15 protein-coding genes are annotated in these 18,524 nt (G+C 60.7%); 10 read left to right on the forward strand and 5 right to left on the reverse strand.

The genetic code is table 11. From position 1 onward, the window contains the following. Positions 1–5: 5 nt before the first annotated feature. The 7 genes from D0851_RS14945 (at position 6) to D0851_RS14975 (ending at position 8,565) form a co-directional block, all read left to right on the forward strand. The gene (locus D0851_RS14945) at positions 6–2,864 is read left to right on the forward strand and encodes a class I adenylate cyclase (protein WP_117619367.1); all 2,859 of its coding nucleotides are present in this window, start codon (positions 6–8) and stop codon (positions 2,862–2,864) included. Between the two features lie 62 nt (positions 2,865–2,926). Next, entirely contained in the window at positions 2,927–3,073 is a 147-nt protein-coding gene (lptM, locus tag D0851_RS14950) for an LPS translocon maturation chaperone LptM (protein ID WP_227539315.1), read from the forward strand. Positions 3,074–3,114: 41 nt separating this feature from the next. Further along, positions 3,115–4,365 (forward strand): diaminopimelate decarboxylase, encoded by a 1,251-nt coding sequence (lysA, locus tag D0851_RS14955; protein WP_117619368.1) that lies wholly within the window; start codon positions 3,115–3,117, stop codon positions 4,363–4,365. 14 nt (positions 4,366–4,379) lie between these two features. After that, complete coding sequence (gene dapF, locus D0851_RS14960) at positions 4,380–5,297, forward strand: diaminopimelate epimerase (protein WP_117619369.1); 918 nt, start codon at positions 4,380–4,382, stop codon at positions 5,295–5,297. A gap of 16 nt (positions 5,298–5,313) precedes the next feature. Further along, positions 5,314–6,060 carry a DUF484 family protein gene (locus D0851_RS14965; RefSeq protein WP_117619370.1) on the forward strand — a complete coding sequence of 249 codons (747 nt, stop codon included), beginning with the start codon at positions 5,314–5,316 and terminating at the stop codon, positions 6,058–6,060. Positions 6,061–6,088: 28 nt separating this feature from the next. Further along, positions 6,089–7,030 (forward strand): tyrosine recombinase XerC, encoded by a 942-nt coding sequence (xerC, locus tag D0851_RS14970; RefSeq protein ID WP_117620423.1) that lies wholly within the window; start codon positions 6,089–6,091, stop codon positions 7,028–7,030. Positions 7,031–7,089: 59 nt separating this feature from the next. Then, the gene (locus tag D0851_RS14975; RefSeq protein ID WP_117619371.1) at positions 7,090–8,565 is read left to right on the forward strand and encodes a GGDEF domain-containing protein; all 1,476 of its coding nucleotides are present in this window, start codon (positions 7,090–7,092) and stop codon (positions 8,563–8,565) included. Here the strand turns inward: D0851_RS14975 and D0851_RS14980 are convergent. Beyond that, positions 8,562–8,795, reverse strand: a complete 234-nt coding sequence (locus D0851_RS14980; protein ID WP_117620424.1) for a DUF2789 domain-containing protein — start codon at positions 8,793–8,795, stop codon at positions 8,562–8,564. The genes D0851_RS14975 and D0851_RS14980 overlap by 4 nt on opposite strands. 96 nt (positions 8,796–8,891) lie before the next feature. Here D0851_RS14980 and D0851_RS14985 point away from each other — a divergent pair, with 96 nt between their 5' ends. Then, on the forward strand, positions 8,892–11,693 hold the full coding sequence (locus tag D0851_RS14985; protein ID WP_117619372.1) for an ATP-binding protein: 2,802 nt from the start codon (positions 8,892–8,894) through the stop codon (positions 11,691–11,693). Between the two features lie 17 nt (positions 11,694–11,710). Here D0851_RS14985 and D0851_RS14990 read toward each other — a convergent pair whose 3' ends face one another. Beyond that, the gene (locus tag D0851_RS14990; protein WP_117619373.1) at positions 11,711–12,076 is read right to left on the reverse strand and encodes a hypothetical protein; all 366 of its coding nucleotides are present in this window, start codon (positions 12,074–12,076) and stop codon (positions 11,711–11,713) included. A 218-nt stretch (positions 12,077–12,294) separates the two neighbouring features. On the opposite strand from D0851_RS14990, the gene D0851_RS14995 reads away from it, so the two are divergent. Together D0851_RS14995 and D0851_RS15000 are read left to right on the forward strand one after the other, a co-directional pair. After that, a complete protein-coding gene (locus tag D0851_RS14995) occupies positions 12,295–12,912 on the forward strand; it encodes a hypothetical protein (RefSeq protein WP_117619374.1) in 618 nt (205 codons plus the stop codon). A 7-nt stretch (positions 12,913–12,919) separates the two neighbouring features. Further along, positions 12,920–15,148: a patatin-like phospholipase family protein gene (locus D0851_RS15000; protein ID WP_227539316.1), complete on the forward strand. Its 2,229-nt coding sequence runs from the start codon at positions 12,920–12,922 to the stop codon at positions 15,146–15,148. Between the two features lie 6 nt (positions 15,149–15,154). Here the strand turns inward: D0851_RS15000 and D0851_RS15005 are convergent, their stop codons facing one another. The 3 genes from D0851_RS15005 to D0851_RS15015 all read right to left on the reverse strand — a co-directional run bounded on the left by D0851_RS15005 (position 15,155) and on the right by D0851_RS15015 (position 18,430). Then, positions 15,155–15,832, reverse strand: a complete 678-nt coding sequence (locus tag D0851_RS15005) for a GntR family transcriptional regulator (RefSeq protein ID WP_117619376.1) — start codon at positions 15,830–15,832, stop codon at positions 15,155–15,157. A gap of 85 nt (positions 15,833–15,917) precedes the next feature. Then, a complete protein-coding gene (cls, locus tag D0851_RS15010; protein ID WP_117619377.1) occupies positions 15,918–17,348 on the reverse strand; it encodes a cardiolipin synthase in 1,431 nt (476 codons plus the stop codon). Continuing rightward, complete coding sequence (locus tag D0851_RS15015) at positions 17,348–18,430, reverse strand: AraC family transcriptional regulator (protein ID WP_117619378.1); 1,083 nt, start codon at positions 18,428–18,430, stop codon at positions 17,348–17,350. Before D0851_RS15015 ends, cls begins: the two co-directional genes overlap by 1 nt. Positions 18,431–18,524 lie beyond the last annotated feature (94 nt).

Raw genomic sequence — 18,524 nt, forward strand, 5'->3', positions numbered from 1 at the left:
CCGCCTTGAGCACCCACGTTGCCCCGATTGCCCTCGATTTTGAGGAGGGTATAGACCGCAAGACTCTCCGTCGGCTGAGGGACCGGTTTCTCGTGGTCAACCAGCAGCGCTGGGACCGTGCCCATTCGGCGTTGTCCTACCGCCAGCAGATGGTTCTGGAGGTTCTGCCACTGGTGTTCCACCTCAATCATCCCGCCTTGCCGGGGTACCTGGATAGCGACTGCCCTTACGGCCTGAGTCACTACAAACCGCCAGACGCTACCATCAATGCGGCGAAGCGGCTGACCCGTACCTTTTCCCTGAAGGATGAAGGCAAGCGCAAACCGGATCTGGACGCCATGTTCCTGATGGGGAGCCCCGGTACTTTGGGGCATTCCGTTGCCAGTGATCTTGATGTCTGGCTCTGCCACCGCAACGATTTGCCGGAGCGGGGTATTCGCTGTCTCGAGCGCAAGGCGCAGAAGCTGGCCGGGTGGGCCGAATCCTTCGGCGTGGAGCTCCATGTGTTTGTTTTCTGTGCATCGGACTGGCGGGCCGGGCGCCAGCGGGCAGAGGTGACGGGGGAGAACTGTGGCAGTGCCCAGCACTTCCTGTTGCTGGACGAGTTCTACCGGACCAGCATCCACCTGGGCGGCGCCTGGCCGATGTGGTGGCTGATACCGGCCGACCAGGAAACCCGTTATGACCAGTGTATGCGAAAGCTGGTGGATTGCCGGTTTGTACGGGCCGAGGAGCACATTGATTTCGGCCCGGTCCCCTCGATACCGGAAGCAGAATTTCTGGGTGCCGGGGTCTGGCAGCTGTACAAGGGCATTGATGCCCCCTGGAAGTCCATTCTCAAGCTGCTGTTGATCGAATGCTATGCCCGGACCGCCGGGCAGGCGTTGCTGTCCGGTGAGTTCAAGCGGGCCGTCTTCCGGGGTGAAACCGACGCCGACAGTCTCGACCCCTATGTCATGCTTTATGACCGACTGGAGGGCTGGCTCTCCGGGCCGGAGGTGGCGTCGAGGCTGGACCTGGTTCGCCGCAGCCTGTACCTGAAAGCCGGCCTGCCGCTGACCCGTTCTGAGGTGTCCTCTGAGCAGTGGCGAACCCGTCTGCTGAGGCAGCTGGTTGAACGCTGGGACTGGCCGGAGAGCACGCTGGCGGAGCTGGATGAGCGCCAGCGCTGGCGGGCTGAGGATGTCACCACCCTGCGCCGGACGATCGTGAACGAGCTTACCCACAGCTACCGCTTGCTCTCAAAAATGGCCAGAGATCACGGCCAGCGGGCCGCCATCAGTGACAGCGATATCAACCTGTTGGGCCGTAAGCTGTACGCGGCGTTTCAGCGTAAAGCCGGCAAGATTGAACAGATCAATCCGGGCCTCGCGCCGTCGCTGGCGGAGGAGAATCTCGCTTTCCACCACCAGTCGGAGCAGGGTGGCAATGGTGAAGGCTGGTTGCTTTACCGGGACCTGGAAGATCCGGCCGATGCCTTCTGGCAGCCGGTTATCCGCCGCTCCGGCAATCTGGCCGAGCTGATGGTCTGGTGTTACTGCAATGGTCTGCTGACCCGCTCGACCCGGCTGAATGTCCGGGCGGGGACGAGCATTGCCTCGGTGAGCGAGCTGCGGGAGATGCTGGATGCCCTGTCCGGGTTCCTGTCATTCCCGGTTGCGCCTGCACCACGGGAGAGCCTGTCCCGGGGTGTCCGGCCCCTGAGAAATCTGTTGCTGGTCAATGTTGGCGTGGACCCACAGGCCCATCTTACGGACAAGGGGCTTCACAAGCTCAGCGCCCGGCACGATTCCCTCGGCTTCAGTGGCGGCCGGGAAAACCTGGTGATCAGCATCGATCAGATCACCTTCAACAGCTGGCACGAAGTCAGCCTGCAGCACTACGCTGCTGGCGACACGCTCATCCAGTGCCTGAAAAACGTTCTGGCATCGGTGGCGGCCAACCCAGCCGAATTGCCCGGCATTCTGGTGCATTGCCATAACCGGGGGCACGGCTCTGCCATTGCCCGCCGTGTCCAGGAGTTGTTTGCCGATGTCCTGAGGCCCTTCTTCGCCGGCGGTGCAGGGCCCCACCCGTTGCGCTACGTCATCGAAATGGATCGCCGTTATTTCCTGCTGCAGTTCAATGGCCTGGAGCCGGGCTTCGTGGCGCTGGAGAGCTTCGATGCCCTGATGGAGCACCTGGCGCTGCCCCAGGAGCGCTATCTGCCGGTGGTGTTCGATCGTTACGCGCTTCAGGACGAACCGGCCCTGCGGGCCGTTAGTCAGGCCAGTGAACCGGATAATATCCAGGTTTTTTTCCGGGTTCTGGGGGAACAGGCGCGGCTCTGGGTCGTTGATGAACTTGGCTCGGTGTTCAGCTGGGACCAGGCTGTGAACAGCCGTCGGCACCTGCTGGTGCCGGTGTTGCGGTTTCTGGACAACCTGATTGAACGGCGATTGCTCCGCCATACCGATTCGCCCGGCGTTGTTGCCGGGGTGCAATGCTACGAGATTGTCCGGCGCGACGGTGCCTGGCGTGCCGAATGCCGGCCGGAATCGGATTCGGGTGCGCCCTTGCCCGGGCTTGAGGTGCAGGCTGTCGGAATTCACGAAGGGGACAGCCGGCTGCGCTTTGATATTTTTTGTGGCGAGCAGGAATTTACCGTGCAGGAATACGGCGACCAGCTGATTCCCGCCGTGGCCCACTACATCCGTTCCCTGCGCCAGAGCGGCGAGGTTTACCCGGTGTACCTGACCGATGTCCATCTGCCCCACGATATTGACCCCAGGGTCTATCAGCAGGATATCCAGACCAGCCAGTACCTGTATTACCGGTCTGTGCTTGAGGATTCCCTGAATCGACAGCTTGCCAGAGGGCGCTGACCTCGCCGCGCGGTGCGGGTGTCAGGTATACTGCGGCCATAGTGAACTCAGGGGTAGCAGGTATGCGTGCGTGGACTCTTCCGATCATGGTGCTGTTGCTGGCGATCGCAACGAGTGGATGCGGTCAGAAAGGACCGTTGTACCGGGACAATCAGGATATTTCGGCCCGGGCTGCGGCCGAGGCATCTGATGAAGATAATCGTGACTAACGCTCCGGCCTTTCCGCCCCGTTAAACGAATCAGGAAACTCATGGATCATTTCAACTATCGCAACGGCGAGCTTTACGCCGAGGGTGTGGCTGTCTCTGCCATTGCCGGGCGCTTCGGCACGCCAGCGTACGTCTATTCCCGGGCGACCCTCGAGCGCCATTATCGCGCCTACGACGAAGCCCTCAAAGACCATCCCCATCTGGTGTGCTATGCGGTAAAAGCCAACAGCAACCTGGCTGTGCTGAATGTTCTGGCCCGGCTGGGCGCCGGCTTTGATATTGTCTCGGCGGGCGAGCTGGAGCGGGTGCTGCGGGCCGGCGGCGACCCGGCAAAGGTGGTGTTTTCAGGCGTTGGCAAGCAGGAATGGGAAATGAAGCGGGCGCTCGAGGTGGGTGTGCGCTGTTTCAACGTTGAGTCCGATACCGAGCTGGACCGACTGAATGCCGTGGCCGGCGAGCTTGGCGTCAGGGCGCCGGTTTCCCTGCGGGTGAACCCGGATGTTGATGCCGGCACCCATCCCTACATTTCCACGGGTCTGAAAGAGAACAAGTTCGGAATCGATATCGCCGAAGCGCCGGACGTATACACCCGCGCTGCGAGCCTGCCAAACCTGGAGATCAAGGGCGTGGACTGCCATATTGGCTCCCAGCTCACCACCGTCTCCCCGTTCCTGGATGCCCTGGACCGGGTGCTGGCCCTGATCGACACCCTGGCCGACCGAAGTATTCATATCCATCACCTGGATATGGGGGGCGGTCTGGGCGTTACCTACAATCAGGAGCAGCCACCGCAGCCGTCGGATTATGTCCGGGCGCTGGCGGAGCGTCTGGGTGACCGGAAGCTGGAGCTGATTCTCGAGCCCGGCCGTTCCATTGCCGCCAATGCCGGTATCCTGGTTACCAGGGTCGAGTTCCTGAAATGCACCGGGCACCGGAACTTTGCCATCATCGATGCCGCCATGAACGATCTGATCCGTCCGGCCCTTTACAGTGCCTGGCAGGCGATCATCCCGGTCACGCCGCATCAGGACGGCGAGGAAAAAGCCTGGGATCTGGTTGGGCCAGTCTGCGAAACCGGGGACTTCCTGGGTAAGGACCGTCACCTTCGCCTTCGGTCCGGGGACCTGCTGGCGGTTCGCTCTGCCGGCGCCTACGGCTTTGTCATGAGCTCCAACTACAACACCCGCAACCGGCCCCCGGAACTGATGGTCGATGGCGAGCAGGTGCATGTGGTCCGGCGCCGCGAAACCCTTGAAGACCAGCTCGCGCCCGAGAGCTGCCTTCCGGAATGAGCGGAGGCGAGGAGATGAACCAGCAGCGCCGGAGCCAGGGCCCCTTACTTCGGTTCACCAAGATGCACGGGCTGGGTAACGATTTCATGGTTGTGGATGCCATCAGCCAGCCGTTCCGGCTGCGCCCGGACACGATCCGGGATCTGGCCAACCGGAATTTCGGTATCGGGTTTGACCAGTTGCTGGTGGTGGAGCCGCCGGGTTTGCCCGACGTGGATTTCCGCTACCGTATTTTCAACGCGGACGGTTCCGAGGTGGAACAGTGCGGCAATGGCGCCCGTTGTTTCGCCCGGTTTGTCCGGGACCAGCACCTGACCAATAAAAAGGTGATACGGGTCCAGACCGCCAAGGGTGTGATCGAGCTGCGCGTTGGCCGGGATGGCATGGTCATGGTCAATATGGGGGTGCCTGAGCTGAATCCGCCGGCCATTCCGTTTGCTGCAGACCGTCGCAAGGACGTGTACACCGTGGATGTGGACGGCCAGACCGTGGAGCTCAGCGCTGTGTCCATGGGCAATCCCCACGGCGTGCTGGTGGTGGAGGACGTAGACACAGCGCCCGTGGACACCCTGGGGCCGAAGCTGGAGCGCCACCCCCGCTTCCCGGCCCGGGCCAACATCGGCTTCCTGCAGATACTGGATCGCAGCCACGCCCGCCTCCGGGTGTTCGAACGAGGCGCCGGCGAAACCCTGGCCTGCGGCAGCGGAGCCTGTGCCGCCGTGGTCGCTGGCTGTTTGCGTGGCCTGCTGGATTATCGGGTTGAAGTGGAGTTGCGCGGCGGCAAACTGGTCATTGAATGGCAGGGTGACGGGACCCCTGTTATGATGGAAGGGCCTGCAACCAGCGTATTTGAAGGGCAGTTAAGGCTGCCAGCTGATTCTGGCAGTCGCCGCCGAAAGGGCAGTGGCCGCCCCCACAAACAACGATCCTGACAGCCAGGAGTTCACCATGACAGAACAAACGGCCCGCCAGAAGGCCGGTGACCTCACCCAGAAAGAGGTGGCGGAGTACTTGCGGGCCAACCCCGATTTCTTTGTCGACCAGGACGAACTGCTGCGCAGTCTGACTCTGCCCCACGACAGCGGTCGCGCCATTTCCCTGGTCGAACGCCAGGTGCACCTGTTCCGCGAGCAGCGGGACACGCTGCGCAGGGAGCTGGTGGAGCTGGTGTCCATTGCCCGCCACAACGATCGCCTGTTTGAAAAGAGCAAGCGCCTGTTGATGCAGGTGATTGAAGCGCGGACCCTCAACGATATGGCCTCAGCCATTGATGACAGTATCCGTGGCGATTTCGGCCTCGACGCGGCCTCGGTGCTCCTGTTTACCGACGCTGAGCTACCGGAGGCCTCCCAGGGTGCCCTCCATGTGGTGAGCCCTTCGGTGGCCCGTGAACGACTGGGCAGCCTGCTTGAAGGCGAGCGGGCGGTGTGTGGCCAGTTCCGCGAGAGCGAACGGGAGTTCCTGTTTCCGGACCGGGAAGAGGCGATTGCTTCTGTCGCCCTGGTGCCCCTGCGTCATGATGAACTGGTGGGCGTGTTTGCCGTTGGCAGCTGCCAGCCGGGTTATTTTGACCAGAGCATGGGCTCGCTGTTTCTCAGCTACATCAGCGACACCCTGAGCCGGCTGCTGCCGCCCATGGTTCAGCGCCACACCATGGCCGCCCCGGTTACCGATATGGCGACGGAGTCGCGCTGAGGTGTCAGAGATTCCGGCGGCGTCGGACCTGCCCGATGAGCTGTGCGGGCCATTAACCGATTTCATCCGGCATCTGGCGTTCGAGACGCGGCATTCACCCAGAACCTGCGACAGCTATCAGCGGGACCTCCTGCGCCTTGCCCGGTGGCTGGCTGGCAGAGAGGTGCCTGCGTGGCGGCGGGTCACCAACCATGATCTTCGCCGCTATGTGGCTACTCTCAGCCGGGAAGGCCTCTCAGGCCGCAGTATTGCCCGGCACCTTTCGGCAACTCGCCGCTTTTTCCAGTTTCTGCTCAGGGAAAAGCTGGCGTCCGACAACCCGGCCCTGGACATCCGCGCGCCGAAGGGTGGCCGGCGCCTGCCCCGGGTGGCCGACGTCGACCAGCTGAGTCACCTGCTGGACAGCCAGCCGGACGACCCCCTCGAAGTTCGTGATCTGTGTATGTTTGATCTGATGTATTCCTCCGGGCTGCGGCTGGCGGAACTGGCGAGCCTGGATACGGGAACCGTTGACCTGCGAAGTGGCGAGGTCCGGGTAGTCGGCAAAGGCGGTAAAGAGCGGCTGTTGCCAGTCGGGAAAAAAGCGGTGGAAGCGATCCGGGCCTGGCTGCCTCAGAGGACGGCGCTGGCCAATGAGGGTGAAGACGCCCTGTTTGTCAGCCAGCGCGGTGGCCGGCTCAGTCACCGGAGCATTCAGGCCCGGCTTGGTCGCTGGGGGATCACCAGGGGGGCTGACCAGAAACTTCATCCCCATCTTCTGCGGCATTCCTTTGCCAGCCACATGCTTGAATCCAGTGGAGACCTTCGCGCCGTACAGGAACTGCTGGGACACGCCGACATCGCCACAACCCAGGTCTATACTCATCTTGATTTTCAGCATTTGGCCCGGGTTTATGACCAGAGTCACCCCAGAGCTCGCCGGGATAAGTATCATGGCAGGACCCATGGCGAAAACACCTCAGGTCAGTGACCGGCATGCCGGTCACTTCCACTCAATAACGGCACAGCCAGCGTAAACGGGAGCGCTCCATGGCATCCGATCCTTCCTGGAAGGAGAAATACCTTCAGAAACTCGAATCTGCTGATAACCGGGAAAAGCAGTGGAAGGCGGAGCGGAATACCCTTGAGCGTATGCTGGTGCGCACCAGCCTCGCATCCGAGGGTCAGACTCCAGAGCTTGACCGGTTGCTGGTCCGTATCCGCAAGGACCTACGGAAAAGCAGGGTGGATGTGGATGCCTGGAAGGAACTGCAGGACCAGATTGACCGCCAGGTAGCCCTGTTGGATGAACACCAGGCCTCCGGTGACAAGAAGCGGTCGTTTTTTTCGCGCAAAGAGCGGGAGCCAGAGCCAAAAAACGGTCCGGAGCCGCAACCAGAGCCTGAAATCGCCTCAGAAGCCGCTCATGCACCGGGCAATGGCCAGGATATTGAAGACAATGCCCAACGACTGCGCATTGCCCGCCGGGTTGGTCAGTTGCTGGGCCAGATGCTTACTCAGGTCTCTCTGGAACCCGCCGCCGAGGCCCGGGCCCGGGCCCTTCAGCAATCCCTGCTGGCAAGTAACGACTGGGACGAGTTGCGGGAAGGCCTGAATCATGTCGCGGAACTGGTCATTGCCGCGGTTACCCGGAGCAAGCGTGAGTTTGAGGCCTTTCTCAAGCGTCTGGATGAGCGACTCGAGATCCTGCGGGAACATTTCTCGGCCCAGTCCTCGGCCCAGACCGGTCGCCTTGATGCGTCAGAACATCTTGACCGGGAGATCCGCGAGGAAGTCGAGCGGGTCGGGCTGCAGTTGCAGGCCAGCGACAACCTCCGGGACCTCAAACAGTCTGTCAGTGGCCATCTGGAATCCATTGTTCAGGCGGTTGGCCGGTTCCGCACCCAGGAGTCAGAGCGTGAGCAGGTGCTTTCCGAGCAACTGGAGGCGATGCAGGAGAAAGTGGCCGCCATGGAGGCGCATTCAGAGCAGATGCAGGAACAGGTTCGCAAGGAACGTCTGCGAGCCATGACCGACCTGCTCACAGAGCTGCCGAACCGGGAAGCCTGGCAGGAGAGGCTGTCTTTCGAATGCAACCGCTGGCAGCGTTACCGTCATCCACTGACCATCGGCGTTCTCGATATCGACCTTTTTAAGCGAATCAATGACTCATACGGCCACAAGGCCGGGGACAGGGTGCTTCAGCTGGTTGCCAGGGAATTCAGGGAGCGGCTGCGCACCACCGATTTCGTGGCTCGCTTCGGGGGCGAGGAGTTTGTGGTGCTGTTCCCGGAAACCGGGCCCGCCGATGCCCGTACCGTCGTCGACAAGGTGCGGGAGCACGTCGGCAAGCTGCCATTTCATTTCCGGGGCGAGCCGGTAACCATTACCTTTTCTGCTGGCTTGGCGGGTTTTGTTTCGGGGGACACTGAAGAGTCGGTATTTGATCGGGCCGACCGCGCCCTTTACCAGGCCAAGGACGGGGGCCGCGATCGGGTTGTTATCAGTGAGGGCGCCGAGTCCTAGTGGCGCATCCGGGCATCCAGTTCATCGATAATCTCCGCCCAGTCACTGTCTTCCTCCAATCCTTCTTCCAGGAAATGGGACTGGCTCTCTGACCAGAAAGGGGCATCCTGGATAGCGACCTCGCTTGGCAGGGGGGAGTACCTGGCGACAAAATCCTCGATGCTCCTGGTGTCGGAGGCAAGGCCAAGCTGCTCAAATAAAGTGCTGAGGTTGTGTTTGCTGGTGTCCATGTCCATTCATCTCCTGTTGGCGGCTTGCCTGAATGAAATCGCCGGCGATTGCAGGTATTGTTCCCTGAAATGTAGCGGAACCCTTGAGGATTTCCAGTGAAGGTTAACCTTCCCCTCCTACTATGCTGCCTGCTGGCACTGTTTCAATCCCCGGTATGGGCGGACCCGCCGCAAACGTCGCCGGCGCCGGTACTCGGTATAAAGGAGCTGACCTGGCTGGCGGAGCAGGAACGCTTCCGGATAGGTCTGCGTAGTGCTCAGGTTCCGCTGGCTTTTGATACCGGCGAAGGTGCTCTGGCCGGAATCTACATCGATTATCTGGCCCGGTTATCGGAAAAGCTGGATGTGGCCATCGAACCCGTGATCCTTCGGTCGGAGAAAGACCGTGGCCCGGTTCAGCGCGAGTCTGAGACCGATGCCATTCTGACCACCCGGATGCCGGGCATGCCGGTGGTGCCGGGGAAACGGTTCACCGATCCGCTGATGTCCCTGACCTACGGCCTGTTTGTCAGTGCCGGCGATGCCGCCATTCGAACCCTGGCGGATCTGGAGGGCAGCCGGATTGCTGTCATCGACGGTGACCCGAATCAATACCCCATGCTCGACCCGGTGGAGGCGTTCACACCGGTTCCGGTCGCCAGTGTCAGCGAAGCCGTGGGGCAGGTTCTCTCTGGCAAGGCCGATGCATTTCTGGCACCGGTGCCTGTGGTTTCGGATTACCTGCAGTCGGCCATGGTGAACGGCATCGGCTTGTCGGATCTGCTCGATGACAATCCGGTGGATGTGGTGTTGCAGGTGGACGCCGGCAATGATCGTCTTTTTCAGGTACTGAACAAGGCCGTTTCGGCGATCAGCCACAACGAACATCGGGTGATCCGCCAGTCCTGGCTGCAATCGGGGCAGCCTGTGCTGGAGCGAACCGGGACCGAGCTATCTGCTTCCGACCATGACTGGCTGAAACGGCATCCTGATCTCAAGGTGGCCTTTCGCTCGGATTGGCCGCCGTTTGAATATTCCCAGGACGGCCGGCCCACTGGCCTGGTTCCGGATCTGCTGACCCGCCTCGAAGAGCAACTGAACATCCGGTTCACCCGTAAGTTGGCCGGGAGCCGGATGGACGCCGAAGACCAGCTCCGGTCCGGCGAGGTCGACATACTTCCCGGATTATCCCGGACGCCGCGTACCGAAGACGACTTTCTGTTTACCCGGGCCTACCTGACCGTACCTATAGCCCTTGCCATCCGGGATGACGGGCGCTTTATCGGCGATCTCCGGGAGCTTCGCAGTGAACGGGTGGGGGTGGTGAACCGGCACGCGGCCCACGACTACCTGCTGATTAACCACCCGAATCTGGACCTTTACCCCGTGGCCACCGTGGAGGAAGGGCTTCTGGCGCTCTCCAATGGGGATCTGGACGTTATGGTTACCCACATCCCGGCGGTCAGCTACACCGTGGCCCGGCTGGGCTTGTCGAACCTCCGGATCACCAGTATCACCCCTTACCAGTACGACCTCAGGCTGGCGGTCCGGAAGGACAGTCCGGAACTGCAGCGGGTGCTGAACAAGGCCCTGGGCAGCCTTGAGGCAAGCGAGACCGAGTCCATCTACAATCGCTGGATTCACCTCGATATTGAACAGGAAGCCGATTACACCGTGGTGCGCCGGGTGGTGCTCATTGCCATTGTCGTCGTTCTGATTTTCCTGTACTGGAACCGGAAACTGTCCCGGGAAGTGGATGAACGGATCCGCTCTGAAAATGCCCTTCGCCGCAGTGAGGACGAGTTGCGGGCGGCCAAGCTTGAAGCCGAGCGTCTCGCCCGGGAGGCAGAGGCCGCCAGCCTCGCGAAAAGCGAGTTCCTGGCAAACATGTCCCACGAAATACGGACACCGATGAACGCCGTGATCGGCTACAGTGATCTGCTCAGCAACACCGTGACCGATCCCCAGCAGCGAAACTATCTGGACGCCATCCGGGCTGGTAGCCGCAGCCTGCTAATGCTGATTAACGACATTCTGGATCTGTCCCGCATTGAAGCGGGGAAAATGCGGCTGGACTATTCCGCCGTGTCGGTGCGGCGACTGCTCGATGATGTCCGCCACATTTTCGATCTCCGGGCCCGGGAACAGGGCATCACCCTGGAGGTGAGTGTTGATTCCAAGATGCCGGCGGCCATGATGCTGGATGAAACCCGCCTGAGGCAGGTTCTGTTCAACCTGGTAGGCAATGCCATCAAATTCACCCATGAGGGTGGCGTTACTGTCCGCGCTACAGCGAAGCCCCTGAGGGTCCGGGGAGAGGGCGGCAGCCCGGGCTCCGAGACACCGGAACGCCAGTTTTACAAGCTGGTGGTGACCGTCAGGGATACCGGTATCGGTATCCCTCAGGATCAGATTGACCGGATTTTTGATGCCTTTGAGCAGCAGGAGGGCCAGAACACCCGGCGCTATGGGGGGACCGGCCTCGGCCTTGCCATCAGCCGAAAGCTGGCGCGGATGATGGGCGGAGAACTGGAAGTTGAGAGTGAATCAGGCGCCGGCTCAGTGTTCACCGTGACCTTGCCGCGGGTTGAAGCGACCGTGGAAAAGGCGGAAGACGAAGGTGCCCCGAAAGAATCCGAGCGGCTGCTGGCCCAGACCCTCAGCATGCAGGAACGGGGCTGGCTGAGAGAACAGCTCGCGGCAGATTTTGGTGACGAGTGGAAAACGGTCAGGGAAAGCGGCGATCCGGAGCAGATGAAACATTTTGCCCGGCGGGTGCTTGCCTGGGGCCAGCGATTCCGGTCCCGTTCGGTGACTGGTTACGGGGAAAAACTGCTTGCCGATGTGGAGGCGTTCAACCTCGACGCCGTCAACAGCGCGCTCGAGGCGTTTCCGAAACTGCTGGGCCGCGATGACTGACCAACCCGGCAGCGGTGCTACAGGCAGTCAAACTGGGAGCGGCGGTCGAAGGCGACTGATACCATGTCGTAACCGGAATCCGACAGCTGCCGGATCAGCTCGCGGTCTTTTAGCAGCGTCATGCAGACTTTGTGAACACTGGCCTGAAGCTGTTCTGAGGCCAGCTGACTGGAGGCCAGGCGAAAATCTACAATCAGGTATTTTCGCTCTACCGGGGCGCTGGCCGGGATATCCTCCCGCTCAACGCTTTCATAACCGATGTAGGTTGCCTGTGCCTGCGGGAAAACCTGGCTCATCAGTACGTCCAGGTTTTCACCATGGGCAAGCGGTGCCGACAACAAAAGCGTTACGGCGGTGATGCGAAGTGATTGTGTGATCGTCATTGGAGACCACTCCCTGGTGATGTTCCGGTCAATATGTAACCAATTGTAAAATTTGGTTACCGTTGATTATTACAGAGTCTGTCGCAATTTGCGTGATATGTGACATCGATTTTTCAATTGTTTGCAGTCTGGACACAGAGGCAGCATGTTTCGCGGACTCCCGGAGCGCCACGCGATCAACTATGATGTGAGAAAGACGGACGCCAAGAGGAAGACGCATGTTTCAGCTTGTCTTTAAAGGGGAATGCGTTCCCGGAACGGATCTGGAAGCTGCGCGCAACAATGCCCGCACCTTGTTCAAGGCTTCGCTCGAGCAGGTCGACCGTATGTTCAGCGGCCAGCCGGTGGTTATTCGCAACAAGCTTGAGGAGGTGCAGGCCGAAAAGTACCGTGCTGTGCTGAAAAAACACGGCATGGTCGCTTATGTACAGCCCATGGCCGATGCCCGGCCCGCCGCCAGCCCTCCGCATCCGCCTCAGCCGAAGCCGGAGGCGCCGGCAGGGCAGGCGAGTCAGCAACCTGCTGCGCCGGCAACTCCCGCCGCTGTCGCAGAGAAGAAGGGCACGGTTCCTCAAACCGAGCCTGGCGATCGTCTGCCGGTGGCGGGTGAAAAGGTAGACGACATTCTCTCTGGCTCCGGCCTGAGCCTGGCCCCGGTTGGAGAAACGCTGGCAGAGCGATCGGAGGTAGAACCACCGATGTTCCAGCATCTGGACGAATGGAGCCTGGCGCCGGCCGGCAGTGATCTTGGCGTTGAGCGCAACCTTCCTCCGCCGGTGGTGCCGGATGTGTCCCATTTGTCGCTGGCGGACGACAATTCCTCTGACAGAAAATGATGCGGCTGTGAGTTTGCGGAACTTCTGGGCGCTGCGAGTCCCATGGCTGCTGACCTCGGCCCTGCTGTTTTTCGCACCCCTTTTCGCACCCCCGGCCCTGGCCGAAGAACGACCCCGTATAGGTCTGGTTCTCAGCGGCGGTGGCGCCAAAGGCATGGCCCATGTTGGCGTTCTGCGGGTTCTGGAAGAAATGCGGATTCCGGTGGATCTGGTGGTTGGCACCAGTGCCGGTTCTGCCGTTGGCGCCCTCTACGCCAGCGGGATGCCGGTTACCGAGATTGAACGTCGTTTTATTCGGATGGACTGGCTCTCAAGCTTTCTGGATGACCCTGGCCGGGCCTATAAGCCGGTGCGCCGAAAGCGGGATGACTGGCGGTTTCCGGTGGTTCCGGGCATCGGGGTCCGCGCCGATGGATTGCATGTTGGTGGTGGGCTTATTGCCGGCCAGAACCTGGGCTTCATCCTCAACGAGCTGACCAGAAACGCCGCCCTGGTTGAAGACTTCGACCGCCTTCCGATTCCCTTCCGCGCCGTTGCCACGGATCTTGAGAGCGGTGAGCAGGTGATCATCGACAATGGCAACCTGTCCGAAGCTATTCGTGCCAGCATGAGCATTCCCGGTGTCTACGCGCCGGTGGAATGGCAGGGCCGGCTGTTGGTGGATGGTGGCGTGGCCAATAACCTGCCGATCAGTGTCGCCCGGGATCTGGGCGCCGACATTGTTATTGCGGTTGATATTACCGACAACCTGATGGAAACGGATGAATTGCGGGAGGCCTTCTCCGTTGTTGGCCAGCTCACCACCATCATGACCCGACGAAATACCGATCAGCAACTGGAGTTACTAAAGGGTAGGGATGTTTTGATACGTCCCGACCTGGAAGGCTACACCTCCGCTGATTTCTACGATGCGCCCATCCTGTTTGAACTCGGTGCCAGCACCGCCCGGGAGCACGGTGTGGAGCTTCGTCCGCTCTCGGTGTCGCAGGCAGACTGGAACACCTGGCGAGCAAGGATTGGCGCACGGGCATCGGAGTCTGAACCCGTTGCCCGGATCGAGATCGAGGACAGCCGACGGCTGGCCAGCGACTTTCTGAAAGAGCGAATCCGGCAAAAGCCCGGGGAGCCATTGGATACCGGACAGCTCGAAGTGGATCTCAAGCGCATCTATGGCCTGGGCTACTACGAGATCGTGTCCTATTCCACGTCCCGGTCCCCGGAAGGTACGATCCTGACCATACGGGTTCAGGAAAAGAGTTGGGGACCGAATTACCTGTCGTTTGGTCTCAACTACGAAGACAATTTCGACGGCGAAACCCACTTCAATATTGCGTCCTTGCTTCGTATGACCGAGCTTAACGCGCTGGGTGCCGAGTGGCAGACCGGCGTCCAGCTGGGTACCGAACCCTGGGTCCGCAGCCAGTGGTATCAGCCGCTGGACTACGGCTATAAGCGATTCCTGGTATTGGGCGGTGAGTATTCCCGGGACACCCTCAGCCTGTTTGATTCCACTGGCACGCGCATTGCTGAACTGAATGTGACTTTCCGCAAAGCAGACCTTGCTCTTGGTATGGAGGTCGGAGGCAGCGCCGAAGTCCGTCTGACGTATTCGCGGGGCTATGCCACGGTGGATGAACAGATCGGCCAGCCGGTGGCGCCGGAGGATTCCGTGCATCAGGGTGGCCTTGCCCTGCAGCTGGTTCATGACTCGCTGGACGACACGTTTTTCCCGCGCAAAGGAGGCTTCGTAGGACTTCGGGGGCGCTTTGAGCGCGAGGGCCTGGGTTCCGACCGCCGGTTTGATTCGGTGACCGGCATGGCGCTGGGGACGGGGAGCTGGAAGACACTGACCCTGACGGGGTTGGTCTACGCCCATGCGGTGACCCGAGGCACGCCGGGGATTGAAAACGCGGTCCGTCTTGGCGGGTTCCGGCGGTTGTCGGCCTATGCGCCGGGTGAAATTACCGGTGACAATGCCCTGATGGCCTCTGTCTATGCCAGCCAGACCTTCGGTGGGCCGCTTTTGCCCTGGTTTGTTGGTATGGGTTTTGAGGCGGGGAACGCGTGGCCGTCGCTGGATTCGGCGAGCTGGGACAGCTCGGTGAAATCCTCAAGTGTGTTTGCCGGCCTGGATACCTTCCTGGGCCCGGTGCAACTGGCGGCGGCCTATAACAACGAGGATAACTGGACCGCCTACCTGAATATCGGCTTCTCGTTCACCCAGCTCTTCTACTGAGAACCGTTACCCGAGTTTGCCGCTGGTATTGTCAATCGCGTCCAGAACCTGATGGCATTGCTGCAGGGCATAGCGGTGCAGAATGTCCGCCAGGCGCTCTTCATCCCGGTCCTTGATGGCGCTGATGGATTCCTGCATGTGGGCGAGGTTGTCTTCCAGCACCTGGTTGCCACCCCGCTGGAAAGCGACGAAGGCGCAGCGCTTCGCCGACGGCCAGAGGTCGTCAATGGCGGAGACAATAAAATAGTTATCGGCGTAAGCCAGCGATGCCTTGGTGTATTCGATGCCCAGCTCCAGAAAGGCCATCAGATCGTTCTTTTCGAAGCAGGCTTTCATCTGATCGTACAGCGATTCGAGCCGGGCCATATCATCCGCTTGCCAGTTGCGGACCAGCTTGCGGCCGGTGTGGGTGAGGTAAAGTTCCAGAGTCTCATAGAGGCTGCGAACGAAGTAGTCGTCCAGCGGCGTGACAAACGCGCCCTTGCGGGGAACATTGCGGACCAGGTGCCGCTTCTCCAGCAACAAGAGCCCCTCTCGTATCGAGCCATGGCTGACGTCCATCTCTTTGGCCATGGCGCCCTCGTAGATCCGTTCTCCGGACCGGAGCTGACCAAAGGCAATGAGATTTTCTATGTGGCGGGCGACCTGCTCGGTCAATGTTTCTCTGGGTTTGAACACGTTCATGATGATCTGTCGCTACTGCATGCTGGCTGATTCGTGCTGGCATAGTCGCACATTCGTGCATGCCGGAGCCAGTAGCCGCAGAAGGTCAGAGCAGGGGCGCCAGCAGCCGGACCGCCCGACAGCCCAGGCGGAACAGGAGGGAGCGATCCTGGTAGTCGCCTTCGGTCATCAGGCGTGAGCTGTCCAGATCCTCCTCCAGCATGGACTCGACGCTTCGGACAAAATGGCATGCTGTGGTAATGGCGGTAATTTCGAAGTTGAGGCGCATGGAACGGTTGTCCATGTTAGCGGTTCCGACCGCCGCGTAGCGGTTATCCACCAGAATCACTTTCTGGTGCATGAAGCCCGGCTGGTACCGGTAGATGCCTATGCCGGTCTTGCAGGCCTGGACCAGGTAGGAGTAGGCCGCTAACCCGATCAGGCGGCTGTCGGATTTTTCCGGAATAAGGATTCGTACATCCACGCCCCGCAGTGCCGCCAGCTGAAGGGCGTTCATTATCTGGAAATCCGGGACAAAATAGGGCGAGGCAATCCAGAGCCGGGTGCGGGCATTATTGATGCAGTTGAGGAAAAACAGAGTGCAGGTTTCCCAGGTATCCGCAGGCCCGGTTGGCAGCATCAGCACCTCGTCGTCGCCGGCCTGGTTCTCCACCGGGGTCCAGTCCAGATCAGGAAAATCGCTACTGGCCCAGTTCCAGTCTTCCAGCCAGGCCAGTTGAAGGCCGGTAACCGCCGGACCCTCGATGCGGCAGTGGGTGTCGCGCCAGGGTTCCTGATCCATGACAGTGCCCAGATACTCATCCCCGAGGTTAATGCCGCCGACAAAGCCGATCCTGCCGTCACACACCAGCAGCTTCCGGTGGTTCCGGAAATTGATCTGGAAACGCCGCCTGCGAATATTGCCGTTGCCGAACGAGGCCACCCGGGCGCCCGCTGTGGCGAGCTGGTTCAGATAGGTGCGCGGCAGCCAGACGCTGCCGATATCGTCGTACAGGAACCAGACTTCCACACCCTGGGCCAGTTTGCGCTCAAGGATGGACTTGATCCGTCGCCCGACCCGGTCCGAGCGGACAATATAGAACTCAAGGAGGATATAGCGCGTGGCGTCCTCCATGGCTTCAAACAGAGCCTCGAAGGTGGCTTCTCCGTCCCGTAACAGTGTGCACCGGTTGCCGTTGGTAAACGGCTGGCGACCCAGCCTGCACAATACCTGAAGCTCTTCGGTGGACCGGTCACTGGTGGGTGTCGGGATGGACGTGGTCTGTTGTTCAAACCGGTTGAGCAGATCAGTCAGGGATTCGTCGCCCAGCCGGCGGGCCTTGACGTAGCCGCCGAACCGGTATCGCCCGAACAGCACGAACATGGGTACGGCGACATAGGGCAGGCCGAGAAGCCCAATGATCCAGGCGATGGCGCCCTGGGTGGTGCGATAGGTCAGAAGTATGCGGTAGATGCACACCAGTGCGCCAAGATAGATGGCGCCTAACGCGATGGCAACCAGCGGCAACTCTCCCATCATCGTTCTCCACTAGCGTCAGCCGGCGCCTGGTCGGCTGTTCCTGGCGGTGCGAGATGCCTGGCGCGGTACTCCGCCGGGGACGTGCCGGTCCAGCGTTTGAATGCCCGACTGAAAGCACTGAGTTCGGAGAATCCGAGTAAAAAGGCAATTTCGCCGAGGGCGTAGTGGTCGGCGGCAACATAGCGCAGGGCCTTGTCCTGGCGAACCTGCTCCACCAGACCATGGAAACTGAGTCCTTCCTTTTTCAGTTTACGGTACAGGGTCTGGCGGCTCATGTGGCACTGCCGGGCCAGGGTATCGGCGTCGATTTTTTCGGTTGCCATCTGCCTTGAAATCAAACGGCGAATCCTGCGGCCGAATGAGCGGCGGGTCTGCAGCCTGGCCAGGAGTGAGTTGACCTGTTTCAGCACGGCCGAATAGACATAAGGATTTCGGCGCGGAATCGGGTGCCCCAGATGTCGGCTGCTGAAGGCCAGCCGGGTTATGCCACAGTCAAACCGGACCGGGCCGCCCAGAAGCTTCTCGTACTCATCGGCGTAAGCGGGGGCAAGGTGGGCGATTTCCGCCCAGTCGGCACGAATGCCCGGATGGATGAAGTGCCGGGTCCGGGTGATGGCGGCGGCCAGTGTCCGGTCCATATCCTGCCGGCAATAATGCTCGGCCATGTCCGGTTGCCAGCACAGGATGGCCTGGTCTCCGGCCTGCTCAAAGCTCAGCAATACCGACTCATTGATCAGCCGGTGCAGGCGCACGTATTGGGTAACCGCTTCTCCCAGGGTGTCGCAATTGAAAAACACATGCCCCACCAGCCCCATCCGTTCCGGATCCACCATCTGGCCGGCATGTAGCCCGACTCCCGGGTCGCCTGTTACCTGTTCGGCATGTTCCCACAGGCGGTAATGAGCATCGGCCGGTACCCGCCGGTCCGGATCCCTGAGTTCCGACATGGCCAGACCGGTGAGCTGCTCAACACGGGACGGGTTCAGCACGCCCTGGCGCTCAAGGTAGTGCACCAGTGCGAGGGTGCTGGACGCCGCAACCAGCGGTGCGCTAGCGGTGTCTGGCTGAGCTGATGTCACATTGTCCGGCCTGATAGTTAACAACCCGTCATGATTGCTGATACAAAATGTCAAGTGTCTGCAACCGCCTGTCAACAGTTACTCCTGTGCTTAA

The organism is Marinobacter sp. Arc7-DN-1 (assembly GCF_003441595.1).
Classification (GTDB): Bacteria; Pseudomonadota; Gammaproteobacteria; order Pseudomonadales; family Oleiphilaceae; genus Marinobacter; species Marinobacter metalliresistant.